This window comes from Thalassococcus sp. (genome assembly GCF_982780845.1).
The window spans coordinates 227046-249527 of the sequence record NZ_CEYADA010000004.1 but is presented as its reverse complement, the minus strand read 5'-3'; the positions used below and the strand labels follow the sequence as shown (position 1 = coordinate 249527).

Here is a 22482-nt window from a genome sequence, read left to right as displayed (position 1 = left end):
CGATTTATCCTTTTTACAACGCCTTAAGCGCAAGTCTTCACGCAGGTTCTTTGTTTTTAAGGCCCGTGCCCAGATAGGCTTCGATGACCTGTTCGTTCGATTTGATGTCTTCGATCGTGCCTTCGGCCAAAACCTTGCCCTCGGCCATGACGATCACCGGATCGCAAAGACGTCCGATGAACTCCATGTCGTGTTCGATCATGCAGAAGGTATAGCCGCGTTCTTTGTTCAAACGCTGGATCGCGTCGCCGATGGTGTTCAGTAGCGTACGGTTCACGCCAGCGCCGACTTCGTCCAGAAAGACGATCTTGGCCTCGACCATCATAGTGCGACCTAGTTCCAACAGCTTTTTCTGACCGCCGGAGAGGTTACCTGCCTTTTCGTCCTTCAGATGGGAAATGGTCAGAAAATCGAGAACTTCATCGGCCTTTTTCAAAAGGGCCGCTTCCTCGTCACGGATTTGTTTCCGGTTGAACCATGTGTTCCACAGCTTTTCGCCCGCTTGGCCCGACGGAACCATCATCAGGTTCTCGCGACATGTCATAGACGAAAATTCATGCGCGATCTGGAAGGTCCGCAGGAGGCCCTTTTTGAACAGCTCGTGCGGTGACAGGCCAGTGATGTCTTCGCCATCCATGATGACCCGACCGGAAGTCGGCGGCAGGGCGCCAGCGATCACATTGAAAAGTGTGGACTTTCCCGCGCCGTTCGGACCGACCAGGCCTGTGATCGACCCCGGAGCGATTTCCAGAGTGGCGCCATCAACAGCGCGAAAGCCGCCAAAGTGGCGGTGCAGGTTTTCAACCCGTATCACGTGATGTCATCCCTTCATCAGGCCTTTGCGGCCTTTGTTATATGCCAAACGGCCCGGTATGCCCGGGCCGCAAGCTTTGCGAGTGATCTAAGATCTTAGCGGATTTCAACCGTTTCGAAAGCGCCGCTTTTGATGGCGTAGTGGCGGTATGTACCTGCCGCTTCGCCCGGGCCGATCAGTTCAACGTTGGTTGCGCCAACATAGTCAACGTCGCCACCAGCCTTGATGATCTCAAGCGCTTTGCCCAGTTCACCCGGCAGGATCGGTTCACCCGGAGCGTTTGCAACGTCCAGAACGTTCGCGGCAACTGCTGCGGAAGAAACCTCGCCACCTTTGGCCATCGCCAGCGCGATCAGAGCGCCTGCGTCATAGCTTTCGCGGGTGTAGGCGCTGCCAGCTTCGATGCCGGCCGCTGTGGCAAGTTCGTTGAACTTGTCTGTGCCTTCACCTTCGGACCACGGAACAACGCCGTAGGAACCTTCCAGCACGTCACCCAGATCTGCCAGCAGGGCGTCGCCGTACATGCCGTCGCCCAGCATGAACGTGTCGAACGCGCCTGTGTCGGAAGCGGCTTGGATCATGCCCTTACCGCCAGCGTCGGCGTAGCCCAGAACGACCAGCACATCACCACCGGCAGATGCCAGCGCGGCGATTTCAGCGGAATAGTCCGCTTTGTTGTCTTCGTGCGGTGCGGAAAGCGTGATGGAGCCACCAGCTGCTTCGAACGCAGCGATAAAGCTGTCGGACAGGCCTTTGCCGTAGTCGCTGTTCTGGTACGTAACGGCAACGGAAGTCACGCCATTGGTGTTCAGAACGCCCGCCAGAACTTCACCCTGACGTGCGTCAGACGGCGAGGTGCGGAAGAACAGGCCGTTGTCTTCGACGGTCGACAGGCCCGGCGATGTCGCAGAGGGCGAGATCATCGGAACGCCGTTCGGCAAGGCAACGTTGGACAGGATCGCGCCGGTGACACCGGAGCAGTCCGCGCCCATGATGGCGACAACGCCGTCAGCTGTGATCAGACGCTCGGCCGCTGCGGAACCAGCCGCCGCGTCGCCACAGGTCGAGTCACCGCGAACCGGAACCAGCGTCACGCCGTCCAGAAACTGACCGCTTTCGTTGACTTCTTTAATTGCGAATTCGGCGGAATCCGCCATGGCGGGCGTCAGCGATTCAATCGGGCCCGTAAAGCCCAGAATCACACCGATTTTCGCTTCGGAGGCATGGCCTGCGGCGAAAGCACCACCTGCGTAAAGCGCGCTAACTGCAGTGGCCAACAACATTTTTTTCATGACATACTCCCTGTCAGGATTTGATCCTGCGGTCAAAGTTAGGGCTGAGTATGGGAAAAGGAAAGGACGATTTTTCTTGGCCCTTACGTCACGTTTCGTCGTCTGGAATTTCGTCTGCAATCCGTGATCCATGGGTGCCGCGTTCGCGATAAGGCGTGGTTTGGTAATGCGCACGATAGCATTTCGAAAAATGCGACGGGCTTGTGAAACCACAGGCCAATGCCACGTTGATCACGCTCATATCTGTCTGCATCAGAAGGTTCCGAGCCTTCTGTAGACGCAGCTCCATATAGTAGCGCTTTGGTGACCGGCTTAGGTACCGGCGGAACAAGCGTTCAAGCTGACGGGTCGACATGCCAACGTCCTGCGCCAGTATGGCGGGGCTGATGGGGTCTTCGATGTGCGTTTCCATCATGCGGATGACCTGAGCCAGCTTGGGGTGGCGGACGCCGATACGTGTCGGTACGGACAAACGCTGTGTATCCTGATCCGTGCGGATGGAAGAATAGACCAGCTGATCCGCCACAGAGTTCGCCAATTCAGGGCCGTGTTCGTCCGCAATCAGCTTTAGCATTAGGTCGATCGCAGACGTGCCGCCCGCTGCCGTAAAGCGGTTGCCATCCAGAACATAGACCGACTTGGTCAGATTGATGTTCTCGAACACTTCCGAAAAGCTGTCGTGGTTTTCCCAGTGGATCGTCGCGCGTTTGCCATCCAGCAATCCTGCGGCCGCCAAGGCATAGGATGCAGTACAAACAGCGCCGATCTTCAAACCATGCCGCGCCTCGCGACGAAGCCAGTTTAGCAGACGTTTAGACGTTGCGTTCTGCACATCCAGGCCGCCACAAAGAATGATCACGTCATCGCGCCGCAATTCCGGCAAATCGCAATCCAATTTGAACTCGGTTCCAGCGGAACAGGTTATCGTGTCACCGCCTTCACCCGTGACGGTCCATTCATAAAGACGCGCGCCGGCCATGCGGTTGGCCACCCGAAGGGCCTCGATACTGGCCGCAAAGCTGAGAAGCGTAAAGTTGGGAAGCAGCACGAAAACAAAGCGTCGTGGCTTTTCCGCAGGCGTGACAGAGATGGATTTTTGGCTTCTGTCCATGGTGCGACCTTGGCTGAGTGAATCACTTCCTCGACGAAAGAAGAATTGCGTTACAGTTCAGAACTGTGTCAGCAGGTCAAGCATAGAGAATAAAATCTGCTGTGGTCACGCATAAATGGCTGGTTTATAGACGACCGCGTTATCGCAAACAGATCGATTGACCGGAGAACAAATCAATGACCGAGTGGCAAAAGGGAACGTGGCGCAACAAACCCCGCATTCAGATGCCGGATTATACCGATCAGGATGCCCTGCACGCGGTTGAAGCGCAGTTGTCGAAATACCCGCCGCTGGTCTTTGCCGGTGAAGCGCGCATGCTGAAAAAGCAACTTGCTGCCGCCGGTCGTGGCGAAGCCTTCCTGCTTCAGGGCGGTGACTGTGCCGAAGCCTTTGATCAGTTCTCGGCTGACTCGATCCGCGATACGTTCAAGGTCATGCTGCAGATGGCGGTTGTTCTGACTTATGGCGCCAAGGTGCCCGTGGTCAAAGTTGGCCGTATGGCAGGCCAGTTCGCCAAGCCGCGCTCGGCGCCGACCGAGGTCGTGGATGGCGTAGAGCTGCCGAGCTACCGTGGCGATATCATCAATGATCTGGATTTCACACCGGAATCCCGCATTCCCGATCCCAAGCGTATGCTTCAGGCCTACACGCAGGCGGCCGCAACGCTGAACCTGTTGCGTGCTTTCTCTCAGGGTGGCTACGCAGACATCCATCAGGTTCATTCCTGGACGCTCGGTTTTACCGATTCCGCAGAAACCGCGCGCTATAGCGATATGGCGAACCGCATTTCCGACACGCTGGACTTTATGAAGGCCGCGGGTCTGGATTCCGAGAATACGCACGACCTGCGCAAGGTCGATTTCTTCACCAGCCATGAATCGCTGCTTCTCGAATACGAAGAGGCACTTTGCCGTATGGATTCGACCTCCGGCAAATGGGTGGCGGGTTCCGGCCATATGATCTGGATTGGTGACCGTACCCGTCAGCCCGATGGGGCGCATGTGGAATTCGCGCGTGGTGTTCTGAACCCGATCGGTCTGAAGTGCGGTCCGACAACGACGGCCGAAGACCTGAAGGTTTTGATGCAGAAACTGAACCCCGAAAACGAAGAGGGCCGCCTGACGCTGATCGCCCGTTTCGGTGCGGGTAAAGTCGCTGAACATCTTCCGCGTTTGGTCCAAGCTGTGAAAGAGGCCGGTGCAAATGTGACTTGGGTCTGTGACCCGATGCACGGTAACACCATCAAATCCAGCTCGGGCTACAAAACACGTCCGTTCGATTCAGTCCTGAAAGAGGTGCGTGAATTCTTTGCCGTGCACAAAGCCGAGGGCACAGTTCCCGGTGGCGTTCATTTCGAGATGACAGGCCAGGACGTGACCGAATGCACCGGTGGTGTTTACGCCGTATCCGATGAAAACCTGTCGGACCGTTACCACACCGCCTGCGACCCGCGCCTGAACGCATCCCAGTCGCTGGAACTGGCGTTCCTCGTAGCGGAAGAGCTGACAGCGCGTCGAGAAAGCGCGCAAGCCGCAAACGGCTGATTTCTAGAAGGGCGCGGGTTTAACTCGCGCCCTTTAGCTTTCTCATTCCACAAGTTTCAGAATGTGACGTCCGTTGCGTGTCCGACGGCTGTGGCCGGTGTTTTGCAACGCGAAAACTGTTGCATCCACTTGACGCGTCATGCTCGTTACGATGTCGAAACGTGGCGCACTGCCTTGAGGCGCATCCAGCGACGTTGCCCCTAAGATGCGTGTCACCTGTCCGTAGCTGTCCCGTAAGGGCAGCAACAGAATTTGGGCAGTCTTCCGGATGCGCAGTGGACCACTTGCGAATTTGACGTCCAGCAAAACCGCGCATTGGTCTTCGAACAGCTGTCGCGTGACATCTGCCAGATAGGGGCGGCTTTCGACGTTGAAAAACAGTGACAAGGGCAGGCCTGTTGGCTCAACTCCCATGGCGGAAACCAAGCTGCGGCCAGACACATTAATCCGCGCCTCGGACGCGCCCAGGCGCTTCATCAGCAATGTGTGTTCTAGACTACATGCCAAAGCGCGGGGATCGAGTTCGGCGTGGGATGGAATCTGCCCTTCAGCACAGGCGTCCCACCAATAGGTTTCGATGGGGACCAATGTCGGCTCCAGCAAGCCATCCTGAAAAAATGGTGTGTAGTCAGAGACAGGATATTTTGTGCCGTGGCTGCTCATTTTCGCTTTGATCCATCTGATTTGCCGAAAGCTTGTCTTATTTTTACGTTAAGTCCGGCGCGATTTCTTTTCATATCTGAACAGAAGGTTAACGCCGGTTTGCTTGCCAAGGCGCTGTCTGTCCTCTAACCCAACGGCACGAAAAAACGCGGGGTTAGCAGATGCGACATTCAATGACTGGCTTTGCGTCGGGGCAGGGTGAAGGTTTTGATCACCGTTGGAGCTGGGATATCCGCAGTGTGAACGGTCGGGGGCTTGAACTGCGGTTCCGTCTTCCGGATTGGATCGACGGGCTGGAAGCCAAGCTGCGGGAAATCCTGACAAATCAGATCAAACGCGGCATTGTGACTGTCTCGTTGCGGGTCCAATCAAACGCGCAACAGGACGGGACGGTAACCCTGAACCAGCCCCAGATGATGAGCGTTCTGGAAGCCATGCTTCAAATCGAAGAGCAGGCCAGCGCAATGGGCCTGAGCCTTGCGCCGGCGAATGCAGCGCAGATTGTTGGCCAACGCGGCGTTCTGGAAATGGAACAAACCACACCGGATACCGAAGGTCTGAAACAGACCTTGGTTAACGAATTTACATCGCTTGTGACCGACTTCGTCGCAAGCCGCGCCGCTGAAGGCCGCGCTTTGGAAGACATCATCGGCTCCCAAATCAACCAGATCGAAAGCCTGACAAAACAGGCCGCAGATCTGGCAGAAGCCCGCAAAGAAGATCAGGCGGACCGTCTGAAACAACAACTGGCCCGCGTGACGGGTAATGTCGAAGACATCGATCCGGCCCGTATCGCGCAGGAACTGGCCTTGATTGCAGTGAAATCCGACGTCACCGAAGAAATCGACCGTCTTGGGGCCCATGTCGCAACAGCGCGTGATTTGGTTCAGCAATCTGGCGCCGTTGGGCGTAAGCTGGATTTCCTGATGCAGGAGTTTAACCGCGAAGCGAACACGCTCTGTTCAAAATCCGGTTTCGCGGCCCTGACCACCGTCGGGCTTGAACTGAAAACCGTGATCGATCAGATGCGCGAACAAGTGCAGAATTTGGAGTAAGACATGCAAGACCGCCGTGGCCTTCTAATCATTCTATCGTCGCCTTCGGGCGCCGGTAAATCGACCTTGGCCAAGCGCATGCGCGAATGGGATCCAAGCATTGTCTTTTCGGTGTCTGCCACCACACGTGCGCCCCGTCCGGGCGAGGTCGATGGTCAGGACTACATGTTCCTGTCCGAAACCGCGTTCAAACATTCGGTGGCGGAATCCGAGATGCTGGAACATGCCCATGTGTTCGGCAACTTCTATGGATCGCCCAAGGGCCCCGTTCGGGACGCGATCAACAGCGGCAAAGACGTTTTGTTCGATATCGATTGGCAGGGGGCGCAGCAAATCCGGAACTCGGATCTTGGCGCACACACGTTGTCGATCTTCCTGCTGCCCCCGTCGATTACCGAATTGCGCCGCCGGTTGGAAAGCCGCGGGCAAGACACGGCGGAAACCATTTCGAAACGTATGCAGAAAAGCTGGGACGAGATCAGCCATTGGGATGGCTATGATTTTGTTCTGGTCAATGAGAACCTTGATGAAACCGAAGAGCGGTTGAAATCTATCGTAAATGCTGCACGCCTGCGCCGGAGCCAACAGCCGAAATTGACGGAACACGTGCGCAAGTTGCAGGACGAATTCGAAAGGGGCCAGGAATGACGATCTATGCATTGAATGACGTAACACCCGAGATCGACGAAGACGCGTGGATCGCGCCGGATGCCAACATCATTGGTAAGATCGTGATCGAAGCAAACGCCTCTGTCTGGTTCTGCTCGACGTTGCGCGGCGACAATGAAGTGATCCATGTCGGTGCGGGAAGCAACATTCAGGAAAACGTCGTGTGCCATACCGATATGGGCTATCCGCTGACCATCGGCAAAGGCTGTACCATCGGTCACAAGGCGATGCTGCATGGCTGTACGATCGGGGACAATTCGCTGATCGGCATGGGTGCGACGGTTCTGAATGGTGCCAAAATCGGTAAGAATTGCCTGATCGGAGCGGGTGCTTTGATTGCGGAAGGAAAGGAAATTCCCGACGGTTCGTTGGTCATGGGGATGCCCGGCAAGGTCAAGCGCGAGTTGGGCGAAGATGATTTTGCAAACCTGCGAAAGTCCGCGTTGTTTTATCAGGAAAAGGCGCGTTTGTTCCGCGACAAGATGAAAAAGATCGCAGACTGATAGCGCTCACTTTTGCAAGGGCGGTTTCCGCAGCGGAGCCGCTTGTCGTTTTGAATAGGCTGTGTCACCGCTTTGCCAAAATAGAAGGAGACGCGAAATGATGAAGCCTACCTTGATGCGTCCGTACGGCATGCCGCAGTCTGCCTCGACGGCAGTTGTCACCCCATTGATGCCTTCGGTCGTCTACGCCAGCGACACGCCTGATCAACTGGATGACCAATACGAGGGACGCGCTCAGGGCTATACATATGCCCGTGAAGGCCACCCGAATGCGGATATCGTCGCCAAAGGTGTTGCAGCGCTGGAAGGCTGTGAAACCGGTTTGACGCTGGGCTCTGGCATGGCGGCGGTGGCGGCCGTGTTGATGGGTCTTTGCAAGGCCGGCGATCATGTTTTGGGGGGCGATCAACTGTATGGTCGGTCCTTACGTCTGATGAAAGAAGATCTGCCGCGCCTCGGGATCACGACATCTCTAGTCGACCCAACCGATGCTGCAGCGTTCGAGGCCGCGATCAAGCCGGAGACGCGGCTGGCATTGGTCGAGGTGGTTTCGAACCCGACATTGCGGATCGCAGACATCCACGCGATTGCCGAGATTTGCCAACGCAGGGGTGTTCTTCTTGTGGTTGATAACACATTCACCACACCAGCGGCCTTTAAACCGTTTGAACACGGCGCGGACATCGTCCTGCACTCTGTGACGAAACTGCTGGCAGGGCATGCAGATGTGACGCTTGGCTGGGTTGCTGCGAAAGACCCGGAAATCCAGAAGATCATTTACACCTTTGCAGTTACGACAGGCATGACCCCCAGTCCGTTTGACTGCTGGCTTGCGGAACGCGGGTTGGCGACATTTGATCTCCGGTTTGAACGCACTCAGGAAACCGCACGAAAGCTGGCCGATTTTCTTGCGGACCAGGATGTTGTGACGCGCGTTTTGTATCCGACCCGCGATGATCATCCTGATCGCGCGCGGGCGCAGGCCGTGCTGCAGGGGATGGGCGGCAATATGGTCAGTTTTGAACTGAAAGGCGGACGTTCTTCGGCCAACGCCTTTACCACAGCGGCCAACGGCGTGGCCTTTGCCCCCACGCTGGGGGACATCGGTACCACGCTTTCGCATCCTGCATCGTCGTCGCATCGCGCCCTGACACCCGAAGGCCGCGCAGCCTTGGGAATTTCCGAAGGATTTTTCCGGGTCTCTGTCGGGCTTGAAAAACCAGATGATCTGATCGGCACATTCCAAGCCGGTCTGAACGCGGTCCGAGCCGGCCTATGAACGAACAGGCGGTCGTAGATGCTGTCCCTTTGCCCGCTTTGATCATTCAAAGCGATGAACGGATCAGTCACGCCAACACCGAAGCCTGCAGGCTTCTGGGTGAGGCCATTTTACGCCGCCATTTCATCACCGGACTTCGTCAGCCTCAATTGCTCGATACAATCGAGGCGACGATCCGCGACCGCTCGGAACGGCAAACGCGGTATCTGACCAATGACGGCGCTCAGGACACGGCGTTCCGTGTTTATGTACGGCCTTTGGATACGTCGGTTCTGGTGACCTTCGTTGATGAGACATCGCTGGAACAAGCAGGCCAGATGCGGCGTGATTTTGTGGCCAATGTCAGCCACGAATTGAAAACCCCGCTGACCGCGTTGATAGGCTTTATCGAAACGCTCAAAGGGCCCGCCAAAAACGATGAAGGCGCGCGGGACCGGTTTCTTTCAATCATGGAAACCGAGGCCAGCCGGATGAACAGGCTGGTCAGCGATCTGCTGTCACTCAGCCGTGTCGAGGCCGAAGAGCGTGTCAGGCCGACAACGCCCGTTGATCTGACTGGGCTGGTGAAATCCACCATTCATTCGTTGTCTACATTGGCCGAAGATGCTGATGTTCAGATCCTGAGCGATCTACCGGACGAGCCCGCGATCATTGCGGGCGACGAAGACCAACTTCGTCAGGTTCTGGTCAATCTGATCGAGAACGCGATCAAATACAGCGGAGCAGGGACCACGGTGACTGTTTCCGTCGGGCCGGTTTCCTATGAAACGCGCCTGAAGGGCGACGGAATACGTCTGTCTGTGAAGGATAGTGGAGCGGGAATTGATCCTGTGCATCTGCCGCGACTGACAGAACGCTTCTATCGCGTCGATTCACATCGGAGCCGCGAAAAGGGTGGAACAGGGCTGGGTTTGGCCATCGTCAAACACATCGTTAACCGCCATCGCGGGCGAATCCGTATCGAGTCGGCCCGTGGCGCGGGCACAGAGGTTACAATTCTTCTTCCTGTGTGACAGATCGGACAATTTTTTACGGCGCCGCCTGCAATTTAAGACGTTGTTTTAAAACGACTTCGTCAAATCCTCAGCCACTGTCATAAACCTGTTACGTAAGTGTCACAAAAGCGTTGTTACACGACACTAGGCATCCCCTCAGACAGCCTGATGAGGGGCCGTCATAGAATGACATTGATATCGGAGTGGAGTAATCCATGACCAAGTTTCTGACCGTATCCGCTTTGGCACTGGCCGTAGCATCGCCGGCCTTCGCGCAATCCCGTGACAACGTACAGGTTGCCGGTTCTTCGACCGTTCTGCCTTATGCATCGATTGTTGCCGAAGCATTCGGTGAAAACTTTGACTTCCCGACACCGGTTGTTGAATCCGGTGGTTCCTCGGCTGGCCTGAAGCGCTTCTGCCAAGGCGTTGGTGAAGAGCACACAGACATTGCAAACGCGTCGCGCAAAATCCGCGACAAAGAAATCAAGGCATGTGCCGAAAACGGCGTGACCGACATTATCGAAGTTCGTATCGGTTATGACGGCATCGTATTCGCATCGCAGCTGGATGGCCCGGCGTATGACGCTTTCACACCGTCCGACATCTTCAACGCTCTGGCACCCAAAGTTGTTGTGGACGGCGCGCTGGTCGACAACCCCTACACAAAGTGGTCTGACTTCAACGCTGACCTGCCGGCTGAAGAAATCCTTGCGTTCATTCCGGGCACCAAGCACGGCACGCGCGAAGTTTTCGAAGAGAAAGTCGTTGCGGCTGGCTGTGAAGCAACTGGCGCAATGGAAGCGATGATCGCTGGCGGCATGTCCGAAGATGACGCAGAAGATGCGTGCCTTGAGGTTCGCACAGACGGTCGTTCGGTCGACATCGACGGTGACTACACAGAAACTCTGGCATCCATCGACGCAAACGCGAACGCAATCGGCGTCTTTGGTCTGGCGTTCTACGAAAACAACACAGACAAGCTGAAAGTGGCGACAATGTCCGGCGTTGTTCCGTCGACTGACTCGATCGCTTCGGGTGAATATCCGGTATCCCGCCCTCTGTTCTTCTACGTGAAGAAAGCGCACATCGGCGTGATCCCCGGCCTGAAAGAATACGCAGAGTTCTTCATCTCTGACGAAATCGCAGGCCCCGATGGCCCTCTGGCAGAATACGGTCTGGTTTCCGATCCTGAACTGGCCGACACACAAGCTCTGGTTTCTGAAGAAAAGACTATGGGCGCGGACATGTAATTCGGCTAAACGTCGAAGACAGGGGCGGCGTATTCTGCCGCCCCTTACCTTTTAGGACCTTTAACAAAACTTACTGGGGGCCCTATGCCAGTTCTCTGGGTTATCGCCACTGTCTTGGTGATCGCGGCGATCGGATTTTTTCTTGGACGGGCGTGGGCCTTGAAGAGTGCGAATGGCGATCAACGCCTGTTGCATTCTTTGAAAGGTTATTACGGCTATAACGTAGCGCTGAAGACCGTTGTTCCGGCCTTTCTGATGATGGCGTTCTGGTTGCTGATCCAGCCGTTCTACATCAATTCGGAAGTGTCCAAGCTGATCCCCGAAGCCGAGATTGCCGAAGGGTCGAACCTTGGGCTTGTGCTGGCCGAGGTGCGCCGTACTGCAGACGGTATCGGCAACGCTGTTGATGCCGGCGTGATGGACCAAAAGCTTGCAAACGATCCGGAGGCTGATGTTGAGCTTATCACACAAAAGCTTAAGGACGCAGGACAGATCGTGACGTCGGATGTCACGCCGTCCGTTCTGGTCGCGGCCCAGAAACATCGCGCTTTGTCGAATGCAGGCCGCTTTGCCATGTCCGTTGCGGTCATTGCACTGGCGATTGCAGGGGCTGTTTGGGGATTGCGTGAAACCAACGCGGATTTCCGTGCACGGAATGTGGTGGAAAAAGGCATTCGCGTCCTTCTGATTTCGGCAGCATCCATCGCGATCCTGACCACTGTCGGCATCGTTCTTTCGCTGATCTTCAACACGCTTGATTTCTTCCGCCTGTATCCAGCGCTGGATTTCTTCACCCTTCTTGAATGGGCCCCGAGCTTTTCCGGCCGTGGCGGCGCATCCAGCCTTGGCATTCTGCCGCTGCTCTGGGGTACACTGTATATCTCGCTTGTCGCGCTTTTGTTCGCTGTGCCGATCGGTTTGTTCGCGGCGATCTACCTGTCTGAGTATGCAGGCGCGAAAACCCGCGCGACAGTAAAGCCGCTGCTGGAAATCCTCGCAGGTATTCCGACCATCGTTTACGGTCTTTTTGCTTTGCTCACAGTTGGTCCGATGCTGTTGACGGTGTTTGGTCCTGACGGCACAGGCTGGATGGGTGGCGGACGCGCGGTCATGACCGCCGGTCTGACCATGGGCATTATGCTGATCCCCTTTGTCAGCTCGCTGTCCGACGACATCATCAACGCCGTTCCCCAATCCATGCGAGACGGTTCGTACGGGCTTGGCGCGACACGGTCCGAGACGATCAAGCAGGTCATCCTGCCTGCGGCGTTGCCCGGCATCGTTGGCGCGGTCCTTCTGGCGGCGTCCCGTGCAATTGGTGAAACAATGATCGTGGTTCTCGGGGCAGGGGCCGCGGCCCGTCTGTCGCTGAACCCGTTCGAGGCAATGACCACTGTGACCGCAAAGATCGTCAGCCAGCTGACCGGCGACAGTGACTTTGCCTCGCCCGAGGCGCTTGTGGCCTTCGCCCTTGGCATGAGCCTTTTCGTCATCACGCTGGGCCTGAACTTTCTGGCCCTCTACATCGTGCGTACATATCGGGAGCAGTACGAATGACCGACGCGACAGCAACCCCGACACCCACCAAGTCTTTGACCACCAGCGATGCGCACATGAAAAAGCGCAACGCGGCGGAAAAACGGTTCAAGGCCTATGGCATTGCAGCCATTTGCGCCGGTCTGTTTTTCCTTGTCGTTCTGCTGGCGTCGATCCTGACTAACGGCCTGACTGCCTTTCAACAGACATTTATCGAAGTGCCTGTGTACCTGGATCCGGCCAAGCTGGACAAAAAGGGCAACCGCGATCCGGAAGAAATGGCAAAGGTATCCACCTTTGGCTACGCACCGCTGCTGCAAGACGGAATTTTCGCACAGGTCGAGGAAAAGGGCATCGAAACGCCCCTGGCCAAATCCAAAGACATGAAAGCTCTGATTTCAGCTTCCGCAGCCGCCCAGGTTCGTGACCGTGTTCTCGCAAATCCTGATCTAGTCGGCCAAACTGTCAACGTCAGCTTTTTGGCCTCCAGCCGTGTGGATGGCTACCTGAAAGACCGTGTCACCCGCGAAAGCGTTGCACGCGACAAGAACATCGATGCGGAGCATCTGGATCTGGTCGACGCGCTGCGCGCCGAAGGTATGGTCGAGAAACGGTTCAACTGGGACTTCATCACAGGTGCCGATGCCTCTGAAAGCCGCCCCGAGCAGGCGGGCATCGGTGTGTCGATGATCGGCTCCTTCTTTATGATGCTGGTCGTGTTGTTTCTGGCGCTGCCTATCGGTGTGGCGGCCTCGATCTATCTTGAGGAATTTGCGCCGCAGAACCGATTCACCGATCTGATCGAGGTGAACATTTCGAACCTTGCCGCCGTGCCGTCCATCGTATTCGGTATTCTTGGTCTGGCTGTGTTCATCCAGTTCATGCACCTGCCGCAATCTGCGCCGATTGTGGGTGGTCTGGTTCTGACACTGATGACCTTGCCGACCATCATCATCTCGACCCGCGCGTCGCTCAAATCCGTACCGCCTTCGATCCGAGATGCGGCACTTGGGCTTGGGGCATCGAAAACGCAGTCGGTGTTCCACCATGTGCTGCCACTGGCGATGCCCGGCATCCTGACCGGCACGATCATCGGTCTGGCACAGGCACTTGGGGAAACCGCACCGTTGTTGCTGATCGGTATGGTCGGCTACATCGCCACAAACGTGCCCGAAGGCATTGCGGCCGGCTTCCTTGATCCGAACTCGGCCATGCCTGCCCAAATCTATGAGTGGGCAAAACGGGCTGACCCTGCCTATTATGAACGGGCTTGGGGCGGGATTATCATCCTTCTTCTGTTCCTCTTTGCGATGAACGCTATCGCAATCATCTTGCGCCGCCGGTTCGAGCGCCGCTGGTAAGGAGGTATCATCATGTACGACGCACCTTTTTCGGAGAGAAACGTGACTTCTAACGCAGTAAAAATCGCAGCCGATGGCGTCCAAGTCTACTATGGCGACACCCACGCGATCAAAGACGTTTCCGTCAATATCAATGATAAAATGGTAACGGCTTTCATTGGCCCGTCTGGCTGCGGTAAGTCTACATTCCTGCGTTGCCTGAACCGTATGAACGACACCATCGATATCTGCCGTGTGGAAGGCGATATTCGCATCGATGGCGAAGACATCTACGACAAACGTGTTGATCCGGTCCAACTGCGTGCCAAGGTCGGCATGGTGTTCCAGAAGCCGAACCCGTTCCCCAAGTCGATCTATGACAACGTGGCTTATGGCCCGCGTATCCACGGTCTTGCCCGCAACAAGGCCGAGCTTGATGAAATCGTTGAAAAATCCCTACGCCGAGGTGCGATCTGGGACGAGGTAAAAGATCGTCTTCACGCACCGGGAACGGGCCTTTCTGGTGGTCAGCAGCAGCGTTTGTGCATTGCACGTGCCGTCGCGACCGAGCCCGAGGTTCTTTTGATGGACGAACCGTGCTCTGCGCTTGACCCGATCGCGACCAGTCAGGTCGAAGAACTGATCGACGAACTGCGCCGCGATTATTCCGTGGTGATCGTCACACACTCCATGCAGCAGGCCGCACGTGTCAGCCAGAAAACGGCGTTCTTCCACCTCGGCAATTTGGTCGAGTTTGACGACACCGACAAGATTTTCACCAACCCGCAAGACCCGCGGACCGAAAGCTATATCACAGGCCGGATCGGATAATTTCATGAGCGATTTGAACCAACACATCGTCACGTCCTACGAACGTGAACTGGAAGGCATCCAAGCCCAGATCATGAAGATGGGTGGGATGGTCGAAGCCTCGATCCGCGATGGCGCCCGCAGCCTTGAAACGCGCGATGAAGAGCTGGCCGAACAGGTCCGTAAGGGCGACAAGGCGATTGACGCGCTGGAAGAACAGATCAGCGCCGAAGCGGCGCGCGTGATCGCCCTGCGCGCACCTGCGGCCAGCGACCTGCGCGTTGTCCTTTCGGTGATGCGGATGTCCGCGAACCTTGAGCGTATCGGTGATCTGTCGAAAAACATGGCCAAGCGCACAAGTGTTCTGGCGCAGTTACTGCCCATCGAAAGCTCGGCCACGTCACTGCGTCGTATGGCGCGTGAGGTCGAACTGATGCTGAAGGACGCATTGGATGCCTATGTCCGCCGCGATGCAGAGCTTGCCCTTGACGTCATCGAACGCGACCGCGACGTGGATGACATGTACAACACGCTGTTCCGCGAATTCCTGACCTTCATGCTGGAAGATCCGCGCAACATCACAGCCTGTATGCACCTGCATTTCATTGCGAAAAACATCGAACGGATGGGCGATCACGTTACATCCATCTCTGAACAGGTCGTTTTCCTTGTAACCGGCAAAAAACCGGACGAGCCGCGCCCCAAGGCAGATCGCACGTCAAGTGATACCGCCTTCAGCCCGGAAGCAAATAAGGACTAAACCAGATGTCCGTTGATCAACCCACGGTTCTGATTGTCGAAGATGAAGCCGCCCAGCGGGAAGTGCTCAGCTACAACCTTGAAGCCGAAGGGTTTCGCGTTGCGAAAGCCGAAGATGGCGAAGAAGCCCTGCTTCTGGTCGAAGAGGAAAACCCAGACATCATCGTTCTTGATTGGATGCTGCCGTCGGTTTCGGGGATCGAGGTTTGCCGCCAGTTGAAAACACGGGCCGACACGCGGTCCGTTCCTGTGATCATGCTGTCTGCGCGGTCCGAAGAGGTAGACCGCGTTCGCGGGCTGGAAACGGGCGCGGATGACTACGTGGTAAAGCCTTATTCCGTCGTCGAACTGATGGCGCGCGTAAAGGCACAGTTGCGCCGGTCGCGCCCGTCTTCGGCAGGGGTACGTCTGGAGTTTGACGACATCGTTCTGGATTCCGAGACCCACCGCGTCACCCGTGGGGACAGGTCGCTTAAACTCGGGCCCACCGAATTCCGCCTGCTGACAACGTTCATGGAAAAACCGGGCCGCGTCTGGAGCCGTGAACAGCTTCTGGATCGGGTCTGGGGACGCGATATCTATGTCGACACTCGGACAGTTGACGTCCATATCGGCCGCCTTCGCAAAGCACTTGGGTCTCCGGATGTTTTGCGCACCGTGCGCGGGGCGGGCTACGCGCTTGGGTAAACCCTGATATGTGATTGCGAAACAAAGCCTTTGCTGCACTGCGGCAAAGGCTATATCTTTTGTTGAAGCATACAAAAGGTTGCAGGCATCATGGTGAAACGGATCAATATGGCCCTTCAGGGCGGCGGTGCTCATGGGGCCTTTACCTGGGGCGTTCTGGATCGATTTCTTGATGAAGAAGACATCGAAATCGCCGCAATTTCCGGTACTTCTGCTGGTGCATTAAACGGTGCAGCCTTCAAAGCCGGCTGGCATAACGACGGGCGAGAAGGTGCACGCTCGATGCTTGATTGGCTTTGGGCCGAAGTGGGCGGCATTGCCGATCTTGGGTTGCCGGAATGGATGAACGCCTTCCTTCCGCATCCTTCGTTTACTTCAATGGCCTTGGATTATTCGCCTATTTTGGCAATGGGCGATGCGTTCACGCGGACCATGTCACCTTACGGTTGGGGCGCATTCTATAACAATCCGCTAAGGAAGATCGTCGAACGCTTTGATTTTGATAAGGTTTGCCGTACCGACGGACCCTGTTTGTTTGTAGGTGCGACGTCGGTGCGTGACGGCAAGGTTCGCATTTTCACACGAGAAAAGATCACGACTGATGCGATCCTTGCCTCGGCCTGCCTGCCGACATTGTTCCAAGCGGTCGAGACCGAAGATCCGGTCACAGGCGAAATCGAAGCATTCTGGGACGGTGGTTACTCCGGCAATCCTGCGCTTTTCCCGTTGTTTGATAAAGGCTTGCCGGACGACGTTGTCATCGTAAACATCAACCCTCTGATCCGTGATGAACTGCCCAAGACACCGCAGGAAATCCAGAACCGCATCAATGAAATCAGCTTTAACTCGGCCTTGCTGAAAGAACTCCGCGCGATTGAGTTCGTTCAGCGTCTGATCGCGAAGGGCAAAATTCAGGAAGGCACCATGAAAAACGTTCTGGTTCATATGGTGGCTGATGATGATCTGATGACAGGTCTATCCGTGTCGACCAAGCTGCTGCCGATTGCAGGCCTGATCGGGCAATTGAAGGAAGCAGGGCGTCACGCTGCAGACGCGTTTCTCGCCGCGCACAAAGACAATCTGAACAACGTTCAAACGGTTGATTTGAAAAAGATGTTCAGCTGATCCTCAAGACGCGATTTTCTGCGCGATCTCTTCGGGGATTTTGTCGTTTGGATATACAAGACCCGCCGAAATCACCAGTTTGGCGGCGTCTTCAAGGCTCATATCCAGTTCGATCACGTCTTCTTTCGGAAAGAATAGCAAAAAGCCCGAGGTCGGGTTGGGCGTGGTCGGAATAAAGACTGAAATCATCCCGCCCATGTTCGGAACTTTGCGCGCCACTTCACCCTTGGCGTCGGTCGAAATAAAGCCGATGGCCCAGATACCCTTGCGTGGGTATTCGATCAGGCAGGCCTTCTCGAAACTGCGATCTGATTGGACAAAGACCGTTTCAGCAATCTGTTTCACGCCGGAATAGACCGAACGCACAATCGGCATCCGCAACACTAGGCTTTCGCCCCAGCGGATCAACGAACGTCCGATCAGACCTTTCGCGATCCAACCAATCGTGATGGTAAATAGCAAAAGGAAAATCACGCCGATGCCGCGCAGGTTGATCCCGATATATTCCTCGGGGTTCAGGCGGGCAGGGACGAGGGGCACCACAAAGGCATCGATCCAGCCGATCACTGTCCACACCAGCCAGATCGTCAGGCCCACGGGCGCGATGACAACGATACCAGTCAAAAAAGACGCCCGAAGCTTGGACAGCATACCGGGTTTCTTGGGTTCTGGATCAAATGGCGTGTTCATAAAGCTGCACTAATGTCTGGGTTGCTGACGTTAAGTTAGGATGGCTCGATTTGAACTACAATGCGCGCCACGCCGCAAATAACCGAAATCAGGCGAGTTTGGTCATTTCCTTTGCGATTTCTGTCGCAAGCCGCGCGTTATTCAGGACCAGAGAGATGTTAGAGGCCAAAGAACGCCCCTCAGTCAGTTCGAATATGCGCTGAAGAAGGAAGGGCGTGACGGATTTGCCTGCAATCCCTTGCGCCGTCGCCTCTGCCATTGCGGTTTCGATGATCGGTAGGATGACGTCACGGGGGATTTCATCGGCCTCAGGGATGGGGTTGGTGACCAACTGGCCGCCAGACAGCCCAAGCGCGGTGCGCATCATTTGCGCTTTGGCGATCTCAGCGGCGGTGTCCATGCGCAACGGCGCGGACAGGCCCGAACTTCTGGACCAGAAAGCCGGAATTTCATCCTGTCCAACGGTAATCACCGGAACGCCCAGAGTTTCCAGAACCTCGAATGTTTTTGGCAAATCCAGAATCGCCTTGGCACCAGCCGCAACAACGGTCACTGGCGTTTGCGCCAGTTCTTGTAAGTCAGCCGAGATATCAAAACTGTCTTCGGCACCTTGATGAACACCACCGATACCGCCCGTTGCAAAGACAGATATGCCGGCCAGATGTGCAGCAATCATCGTCGCAGCAACTGTCGTTGCGCCAGTTCCACCTTGGGCCATGCACACGGCGATATCCGCGCGGCTCAGCTTGGCGACGTTTTTGGCCTGCGCCAGTTTGGTCAGCTGTTCATCATCCAGTCCGACGTGAAGGGTGCCATCCAGAACGGCGATTGTCGCGGGCACAGCGCCGCCGTCGCGCACGGCTCGTTCAACCTGTTGAGCAACCTCAAGGTTCTGGGGCCAGGGCATGCCGTGGGTAATGATCGTGGATTCAAGCGCCACAATCGGCTGGCCTGCGTCACGCGCGGCCGCTACGTCTTGGGAGTAGGTGATGTCGATCATGATGGTGTATCTCCGGACACGAACTTTGCGGCGGCATCCAGCGCTTGGGCCAAGGCAGAGGTTCTGTCAGCATCGTTGAACTCGGCAGCGATATGCGCCGCCATGAAAGTGTCGCCAGCACCGGTCACGCGAGTGACCAGAACTTCTGGCGGGGGCAGGGTGATCAGACCATCGGGATGCGCATCTGTCGTGGCCTCACCGCCATTGGTAACCAACGCCCGCGCTGCGCCTTTGCTGAGCAAGGCTTGACCAGCCTCTTCCGACGTCGAAAAGCGTGTGTGGCATAGAATGCCCGCCTCTTCGAGGTTAACGTATAGCGTGCCGCGGCCACTGCGCAGGAAGGGAAGCAGGCGCTCGGCTTTGCCGGGCGAAGCGGGGGCAATCCGCAGATCAGCGGATTGGAATGCGGGATCGTGGGCAATATCATCCAACAACCGCTCTGTCAGATTGCCATCCAGCGCAATAAGCCCGCTATAAGGCGCATCCGTCTTGCCCAAACGCCCATCATACAAAGCCTGCAGGATCTTTGCCCCGGCTTTTTCCAACGAATGGGCATCGGCGATAGCGGCAATCAAACCGTTGGCACCTTCCACCGCCATATAGCAGTCAGTCGGCAAATCATCAGAGCGATACACATGATCGGTGATCAACCCCATATGGCGGCATTCGCTGATCAGTTCTTCACCTTCGGCATCGCGCCCGACAGCCGATAACAAAGCGGGCGTCAGACCAAAGCGCACAAGCGTCATCGCGATGTTCAGTGCAACACCGCCCGGAATGCGGATGATCCGTCCCGGCACGTCGGCGCCTTTGGCCATATGGCTGGGCGAACGCCCGATGACGTCCCACAGCACAGAACCGATGCACAGGATATTCGAATCTTTTGTCATGAGAAGTTAATGAAGGGGCCAGAGGTACACTGCAATAGCTGCCGTTTGATCAAAGGGTCAAAAATTGACGACCCCAGTGACTTGACTTCCCTTAATATCGACCGAGAGTTATTGAACCACGACGGACATAGGGATGAGGCATTCATGCGGGTCATTAGATTTTTGTGCGCAATTCTAGCATTTTGTGCATTCGGCATGAACGTCAGCGCGCACGAAGTGCGTCCCTCCATCGCTGATCTTAGCAGCGACGCGGAAAAGCTGACCCTGTCTGTGACCTTAAATGCAGAAGCCATCCTGTCCGGTGCCGATCTGACGTCAGTAGAAGACACCGATGCGTTGGCAGAATCCGACCAGATTGATGCGATGCGAGCCCTTCCGGCTGAAGAACTGTCAACGCTGATTTCTGAAAACGCCGGGGCGCTGACGTCTGCGATCCAAGTTCAGTCACCCGAAGGCCCCGTGTCATTGGGTTTGACCAATACGACCATAACTCCGGAAGCTGATCAGTCTCTTCCAAGAGACACCGTTCTGGAATTTCAGGGAAGCCTGCCAGACGGCACTGACACAGTGACCATCACATGGCCCGCAGATTGGGGCATGTTGGTTCTGCGTCAGCAGGGTGTGGAGGAGCCTTTTACAGGATACCTGAGTGGTGGCGAGGCATCTGATCCTATCATGTTGGCTGGCGGCGGTGAGCTTTCTGGCTGGAGCAGCTTTCTGACATATATCCCTGTGGGCTTCGATCACATCGTGCCAATGGGTCTTGATCACATCCTGTTTGTCCTTGGCCTGTTTTTTCTGACCTCTCGTCTTGGGCCGCTGCTGTGGCAGATCTCGGCATTCACTTTGGCGCACACCGTTACCTTGGCGTTGGGTGCTTTGGGACTGGTGAACATCCCCGGCTATATCGTCGAGCCGCTGATCGCCGCGTCGATCGTATTCGTGGCGTTGGAAAACATCTTTTCAAACGGCATGAGCAAATGGCGCCCTGCCGTTGTTTTCCTGTTCGGGCTTCTTCACGGCTTGGGCTTTGCTAGCGTTTTGGGCGAATTCGGGCTTCCGCAAGGCCAGTTCATTCCCGCACTTCTGGGCTTTAATGTCGGTGTCGAAGTCGGACAGCTTTTCGTAATCGCTTGCGCATTCCTGATTGTGTGGATCGCATTGCGCGTCGACGCGCTGGAAATGACGGAACGAACCGGTCAGGTCTTTTACGGTGTGCTCACCCTCATATTCATCGTCATGGCATTCCTGATGAAAGGCACCGGCTTTGAAGCCTATGTCGATCTGCCTGCGCCGGCGTTCTTCCTGCCGCTCGCGTTTCTATCCGCGCTGTGCATCTTGTCCGCAACCAATGTGGACAAGCTTGAGGCCTATCGGAATTACGTGGCAATTCCGGCCTCGTGTTTTATTGCTTTGGTCGGCGCATACTGGTTCGTTGAACGGGTTTTCCTGTAAGGCGAATTAGCTGGGGCAGGGGGCTTGCCAAGCTGACAAACACCCAGTATACGCGCGCCACTTAATCCCGCAGGCGGGGTCGGGCCTTTGGGGGAGACATCCCCAAGCGTCCACCGGTTGGAGCATCCGCTCTATCACCCCCGCCAAGGCGTAAACCGGAAAGGAAAAGAAGCATGGCTCTTCCCGAGTTCACCATGCGCCAGCTGCTCGAAGCAGGCGTACACTTTGGTCACCAGACACAGCGTTGGAATCCCCGTATGGGCGAGTTCATCTATGGCTCGCGCAATGGCATCCACATCATGGACCTTACTCAGACAGTTCCGATGCTGGACGCTGCTCTGAACGTGATCCGTGAAACCGTCGCAAAAGGCGGCCGCGTTCTGTTCGTTGGCACCAAGCGTCAGGCACAGCAGCCTGTTGCAGACGCCGCAGAGAAATGCGCGCAGTATTACATGAACCACCGTTGGCTGGGTGGCACGCTGACAAACTGGCAGACAGTTTCCAAGTCGATCCAGCGCCTGCGTGAAATCGACGAGCGTATGGCTGAAGGCGCAGAAGGCCTGACCAAGAAAGAGCGTCTGAACATGGAACGCGACCAGCAGAAGCTGCAGGCTTCCCTGGGCGGTATCCGTGAAATGGGCGGCGTTCCTGATCTGCTGTTCGTTATCGACGTGAAAAAAGAAGCTCTGGCTGTTGCAGAAGCAAACAAACTGGGCATTCCGGTTGTTGCGGTTGTCGACACAAACTGCTCGCCCGATGGCGTAGACTACATCATCCCGGGCAACGATGACGCGGCACGTGCGATCCAGCTGTACACAGACCTGGCATCCCGCGCAGCTCTGGACGGCATGTCCGCACAGATGGGCGCAGCTGGCGTTGATCTGGGCGCGCTGGAAGAAGCACCGGTTGAAGAAGCCGTCGCTGAAGCAGGCGCAGAAGCGTAAGCACCCGAGCTTTGTCGCAAAAGCGACATGCTCATCTGACATGAGCGGGTAGCCCCATATTCAGGGGC

Annotated in this window: 22 protein-coding genes; 15 read left to right on the top strand and 7 right to left on the bottom strand. The window is 56.1% G+C overall.

Annotated features, from left to right (window positions below):
• Window positions 1-37 precede the first annotated feature (37 nt).
• The 3 genes from AC4FIA_RS06790 to AC4FIA_RS06780 form a co-directional block, all read right to left on the bottom strand.
• A complete protein-coding gene (locus AC4FIA_RS06790; RefSeq protein WP_490365213.1) occupies window positions 38-814 on the bottom strand; it encodes an ABC transporter ATP-binding protein in 777 nt (258 codons plus the stop codon).
• Window positions 815-909: 95 nt separating this feature from the next.
• On the bottom strand, window positions 910-2106 hold the full coding sequence (locus tag AC4FIA_RS06785) for an ABC transporter substrate-binding protein (protein WP_490365212.1): 1197 nt from the start codon (window positions 2104-2106) through the stop codon (window positions 910-912).
• Between the two features lie 88 nt (window positions 2107-2194).
• Complete coding sequence (locus tag AC4FIA_RS06780) at window positions 2195-3217, bottom strand: GlxA family transcriptional regulator (protein WP_490365211.1); 1023 nt, start codon at window positions 3215-3217, stop codon at window positions 2195-2197.
• A gap of 176 nt (window positions 3218-3393) precedes the next feature.
• On the opposite strand from AC4FIA_RS06780, the gene AC4FIA_RS06775 reads away from it, so the two are divergent.
• On the top strand, window positions 3394-4761 hold the full coding sequence (locus AC4FIA_RS06775) for a class II 3-deoxy-7-phosphoheptulonate synthase (RefSeq protein WP_490365210.1): 1368 nt from the start codon (window positions 3394-3396) through the stop codon (window positions 4759-4761).
• A gap of 42 nt (window positions 4762-4803) precedes the next feature.
• Here the strand turns inward: AC4FIA_RS06775 and AC4FIA_RS06770 are convergent, their stop codons facing one another.
• A complete protein-coding gene (locus AC4FIA_RS06770) occupies window positions 4804-5424 on the bottom strand; it encodes a PAS domain-containing protein (protein WP_490365209.1) in 621 nt (206 codons plus the stop codon).
• Window positions 5425-5597: 173 nt separating this feature from the next.
• Between AC4FIA_RS06770 and AC4FIA_RS06765 the strand changes: the two genes are divergently transcribed.
• The 12 genes from AC4FIA_RS06765 (at window position 5598) to AC4FIA_RS06710 (ending at window position 17435) form a co-directional block, all read left to right on the top strand.
• On the top strand, window positions 5598-6479 hold the full coding sequence (locus AC4FIA_RS06765) for a YicC/YloC family endoribonuclease (protein WP_490365208.1): 882 nt from the start codon (window positions 5598-5600) through the stop codon (window positions 6477-6479).
• Window positions 6480-6482: 3 nt separating this feature from the next.
• Window positions 6483-7127, top strand: a complete 645-nt coding sequence (gmk, locus tag AC4FIA_RS06760) for a guanylate kinase (protein ID WP_490365207.1) — start codon at window positions 6483-6485, stop codon at window positions 7125-7127.
• The gene (locus tag AC4FIA_RS06755; protein ID WP_103909834.1) at window positions 7124-7651 is read left to right on the top strand and encodes a gamma carbonic anhydrase family protein; all 528 of its coding nucleotides are present in this window, start codon (window positions 7124-7126) and stop codon (window positions 7649-7651) included. Before gmk ends, AC4FIA_RS06755 begins: the two co-directional genes overlap by 4 nt.
• Before the next feature lie 100 nt (window positions 7652-7751).
• On the top strand, window positions 7752-8930 hold the full coding sequence (locus AC4FIA_RS06750) for a trans-sulfuration enzyme family protein (protein WP_234994732.1): 1179 nt from the start codon (window positions 7752-7754) through the stop codon (window positions 8928-8930).
• Complete coding sequence (locus AC4FIA_RS06745) at window positions 8927-9943, top strand: sensor histidine kinase (RefSeq protein WP_103909833.1); 1017 nt, start codon at window positions 8927-8929, stop codon at window positions 9941-9943. The genes AC4FIA_RS06750 and AC4FIA_RS06745 overlap by 4 nt, the downstream gene beginning before the upstream one ends.
• A 197-nt stretch (window positions 9944-10140) precedes the next feature.
• Window positions 10141-11178 carry a substrate-binding domain-containing protein gene (locus AC4FIA_RS06740; protein WP_490365206.1) on the top strand — a complete coding sequence of 346 codons (1038 nt, stop codon included), beginning with the start codon at window positions 10141-10143 and terminating at the stop codon, window positions 11176-11178.
• 84 nt (window positions 11179-11262) lie between these two features.
• A complete protein-coding gene (pstC, locus tag AC4FIA_RS06735; RefSeq protein WP_490365205.1) occupies window positions 11263-12735 on the top strand; it encodes a phosphate ABC transporter permease subunit PstC in 1473 nt (490 codons plus the stop codon).
• Window positions 12732-14075: a phosphate ABC transporter permease PstA gene (pstA, locus tag AC4FIA_RS06730; RefSeq protein ID WP_490365204.1), complete on the top strand. Its 1344-nt coding sequence runs from the start codon at window positions 12732-12734 to the stop codon at window positions 14073-14075. The genes pstC and pstA overlap by 4 nt, the downstream gene beginning before the upstream one ends.
• Window positions 14076-14087: 12 nt before the next feature.
• Window positions 14088-14885 carry a phosphate ABC transporter ATP-binding protein PstB gene (gene pstB / locus AC4FIA_RS06725; protein WP_490365203.1) on the top strand — a complete coding sequence of 266 codons (798 nt, stop codon included), beginning with the start codon at window positions 14088-14090 and terminating at the stop codon, window positions 14883-14885.
• 4 nt (window positions 14886-14889) lie between these two features.
• Window positions 14890-15624, top strand: a complete 735-nt coding sequence (gene phoU / locus AC4FIA_RS06720; protein ID WP_490365202.1) for a phosphate signaling complex protein PhoU — start codon at window positions 14890-14892, stop codon at window positions 15622-15624.
• A 5-nt stretch (window positions 15625-15629) separates the two neighbouring features.
• The gene (phoB, locus tag AC4FIA_RS06715; RefSeq protein WP_103909827.1) at window positions 15630-16310 is read left to right on the top strand and encodes a phosphate regulon transcriptional regulator PhoB; all 681 of its coding nucleotides are present in this window, start codon (window positions 15630-15632) and stop codon (window positions 16308-16310) included.
• Between the two features lie 90 nt (window positions 16311-16400).
• On the top strand, window positions 16401-17435 hold the full coding sequence (locus AC4FIA_RS06710) for a patatin-like phospholipase family protein (RefSeq protein WP_490365201.1): 1035 nt from the start codon (window positions 16401-16403) through the stop codon (window positions 17433-17435).
• 3 nt (window positions 17436-17438) lie between these two features.
• Here the strand turns inward: AC4FIA_RS06710 and AC4FIA_RS06705 are convergent, their stop codons facing one another.
• The 3 genes from AC4FIA_RS06705 to AC4FIA_RS06695 form a co-directional block, all read right to left on the bottom strand.
• Entirely contained in the window at window positions 17439-18125 is a 687-nt protein-coding gene (locus tag AC4FIA_RS06705) for a DUF502 domain-containing protein (RefSeq protein WP_490365200.1), read from the bottom strand.
• An 88-nt stretch (window positions 18126-18213) separates the two neighbouring features.
• Complete coding sequence (locus AC4FIA_RS06700) at window positions 18214-19125, bottom strand: pseudouridine-5'-phosphate glycosidase (RefSeq protein ID WP_490365199.1); 912 nt, start codon at window positions 19123-19125, stop codon at window positions 18214-18216.
• On the bottom strand, window positions 19122-20015 hold the full coding sequence (locus tag AC4FIA_RS06695; protein WP_490365198.1) for a PfkB family carbohydrate kinase: 894 nt from the start codon (window positions 20013-20015) through the stop codon (window positions 19122-19124). The genes AC4FIA_RS06700 and AC4FIA_RS06695 overlap by 4 nt, the downstream gene beginning before the upstream one ends.
• A gap of 195 nt (window positions 20016-20210) precedes the next feature.
• Between AC4FIA_RS06695 and AC4FIA_RS06690 the strand changes: the two genes are divergently transcribed.
• Window positions 20211-21470: a HupE/UreJ family protein gene (locus AC4FIA_RS06690; RefSeq protein WP_490365197.1), complete on the top strand. Its 1260-nt coding sequence runs from the start codon at window positions 20211-20213 to the stop codon at window positions 21468-21470.
• 173 nt (window positions 21471-21643) lie between these two features.
• Window positions 21644-22414: a 30S ribosomal protein S2 gene (gene rpsB / locus AC4FIA_RS06685; RefSeq protein ID WP_103909822.1), complete on the top strand. Its 771-nt coding sequence runs from the start codon at window positions 21644-21646 to the stop codon at window positions 22412-22414.
• Window positions 22415-22482 lie beyond the last annotated feature (68 nt).

Coding starts and splice junctions, on each gene's coding strand:
- AC4FIA_RS06785 (WP_490365212.1), bottom strand. CDS start 2,106: ATGAAAAAAATGTTGTTGGCCACTGCAGTTAGCGCGCTTTACGCAGGT.
- AC4FIA_RS06780 (WP_490365211.1), bottom strand. CDS start 3,217: ATGGACAGAAGCCAAAAATCCATCTCTGTCACGCCTGCGGAAAAGCCA.
- AC4FIA_RS06775 (WP_490365210.1), top strand. CDS start 3,394: ATGACCGAGTGGCAAAAGGGAACGTGGCGCAACAAACCCCGCATTCAG.
- AC4FIA_RS06770 (WP_490365209.1), bottom strand. CDS start 5,424: ATGAGCAGCCACGGCACAAAATATCCTGTCTCTGACTACACACCATTT.
- AC4FIA_RS06765 (WP_490365208.1), top strand. CDS start 5,598: ATGACTGGCTTTGCGTCGGGGCAGGGTGAAGGTTTTGATCACCGTTGG.
- gmk (WP_490365207.1), top strand. CDS start 6,483: ATGCAAGACCGCCGTGGCCTTCTAATCATTCTATCGTCGCCTTCGGGC.
- AC4FIA_RS06755 (WP_103909834.1), top strand. CDS start 7,124: ATGACGATCTATGCATTGAATGACGTAACACCCGAGATCGACGAAGAC.
- AC4FIA_RS06750 (WP_234994732.1), top strand. CDS start 7,752: ATGAAGCCTACCTTGATGCGTCCGTACGGCATGCCGCAGTCTGCCTCG.
- AC4FIA_RS06745 (WP_103909833.1), top strand. CDS start 8,927: ATGAACGAACAGGCGGTCGTAGATGCTGTCCCTTTGCCCGCTTTGATC.
- AC4FIA_RS06740 (WP_490365206.1), top strand. CDS start 10,141: ATGACCAAGTTTCTGACCGTATCCGCTTTGGCACTGGCCGTAGCATCG.
- pstC (WP_490365205.1), top strand. CDS start 11,263: ATGCCAGTTCTCTGGGTTATCGCCACTGTCTTGGTGATCGCGGCGATC.
- pstA (WP_490365204.1), top strand. CDS start 12,732: ATGACCGACGCGACAGCAACCCCGACACCCACCAAGTCTTTGACCACC.
- pstB (WP_490365203.1), top strand. CDS start 14,088: ATGTACGACGCACCTTTTTCGGAGAGAAACGTGACTTCTAACGCAGTA.
- phoU (WP_490365202.1), top strand. CDS start 14,890: ATGAGCGATTTGAACCAACACATCGTCACGTCCTACGAACGTGAACTG.
- phoB (WP_103909827.1), top strand. CDS start 15,630: ATGTCCGTTGATCAACCCACGGTTCTGATTGTCGAAGATGAAGCCGCC.
- AC4FIA_RS06710 (WP_490365201.1), top strand. CDS start 16,401: ATGGTGAAACGGATCAATATGGCCCTTCAGGGCGGCGGTGCTCATGGG.
- AC4FIA_RS06705 (WP_490365200.1), bottom strand. CDS start 18,125: ATGAACACGCCATTTGATCCAGAACCCAAGAAACCCGGTATGCTGTCC.
- AC4FIA_RS06700 (WP_490365199.1), bottom strand. CDS start 19,125: ATGATCGACATCACCTACTCCCAAGACGTAGCGGCCGCGCGTGACGCA.
- AC4FIA_RS06695 (WP_490365198.1), bottom strand. CDS start 20,015: ATGACAAAAGATTCGAATATCCTGTGCATCGGTTCTGTGCTGTGGGAC.
- AC4FIA_RS06690 (WP_490365197.1), top strand. CDS start 20,211: ATGAACGTCAGCGCGCACGAAGTGCGTCCCTCCATCGCTGATCTTAGC.
- rpsB (WP_103909822.1), top strand. CDS start 21,644: ATGGCTCTTCCCGAGTTCACCATGCGCCAGCTGCTCGAAGCAGGCGTA.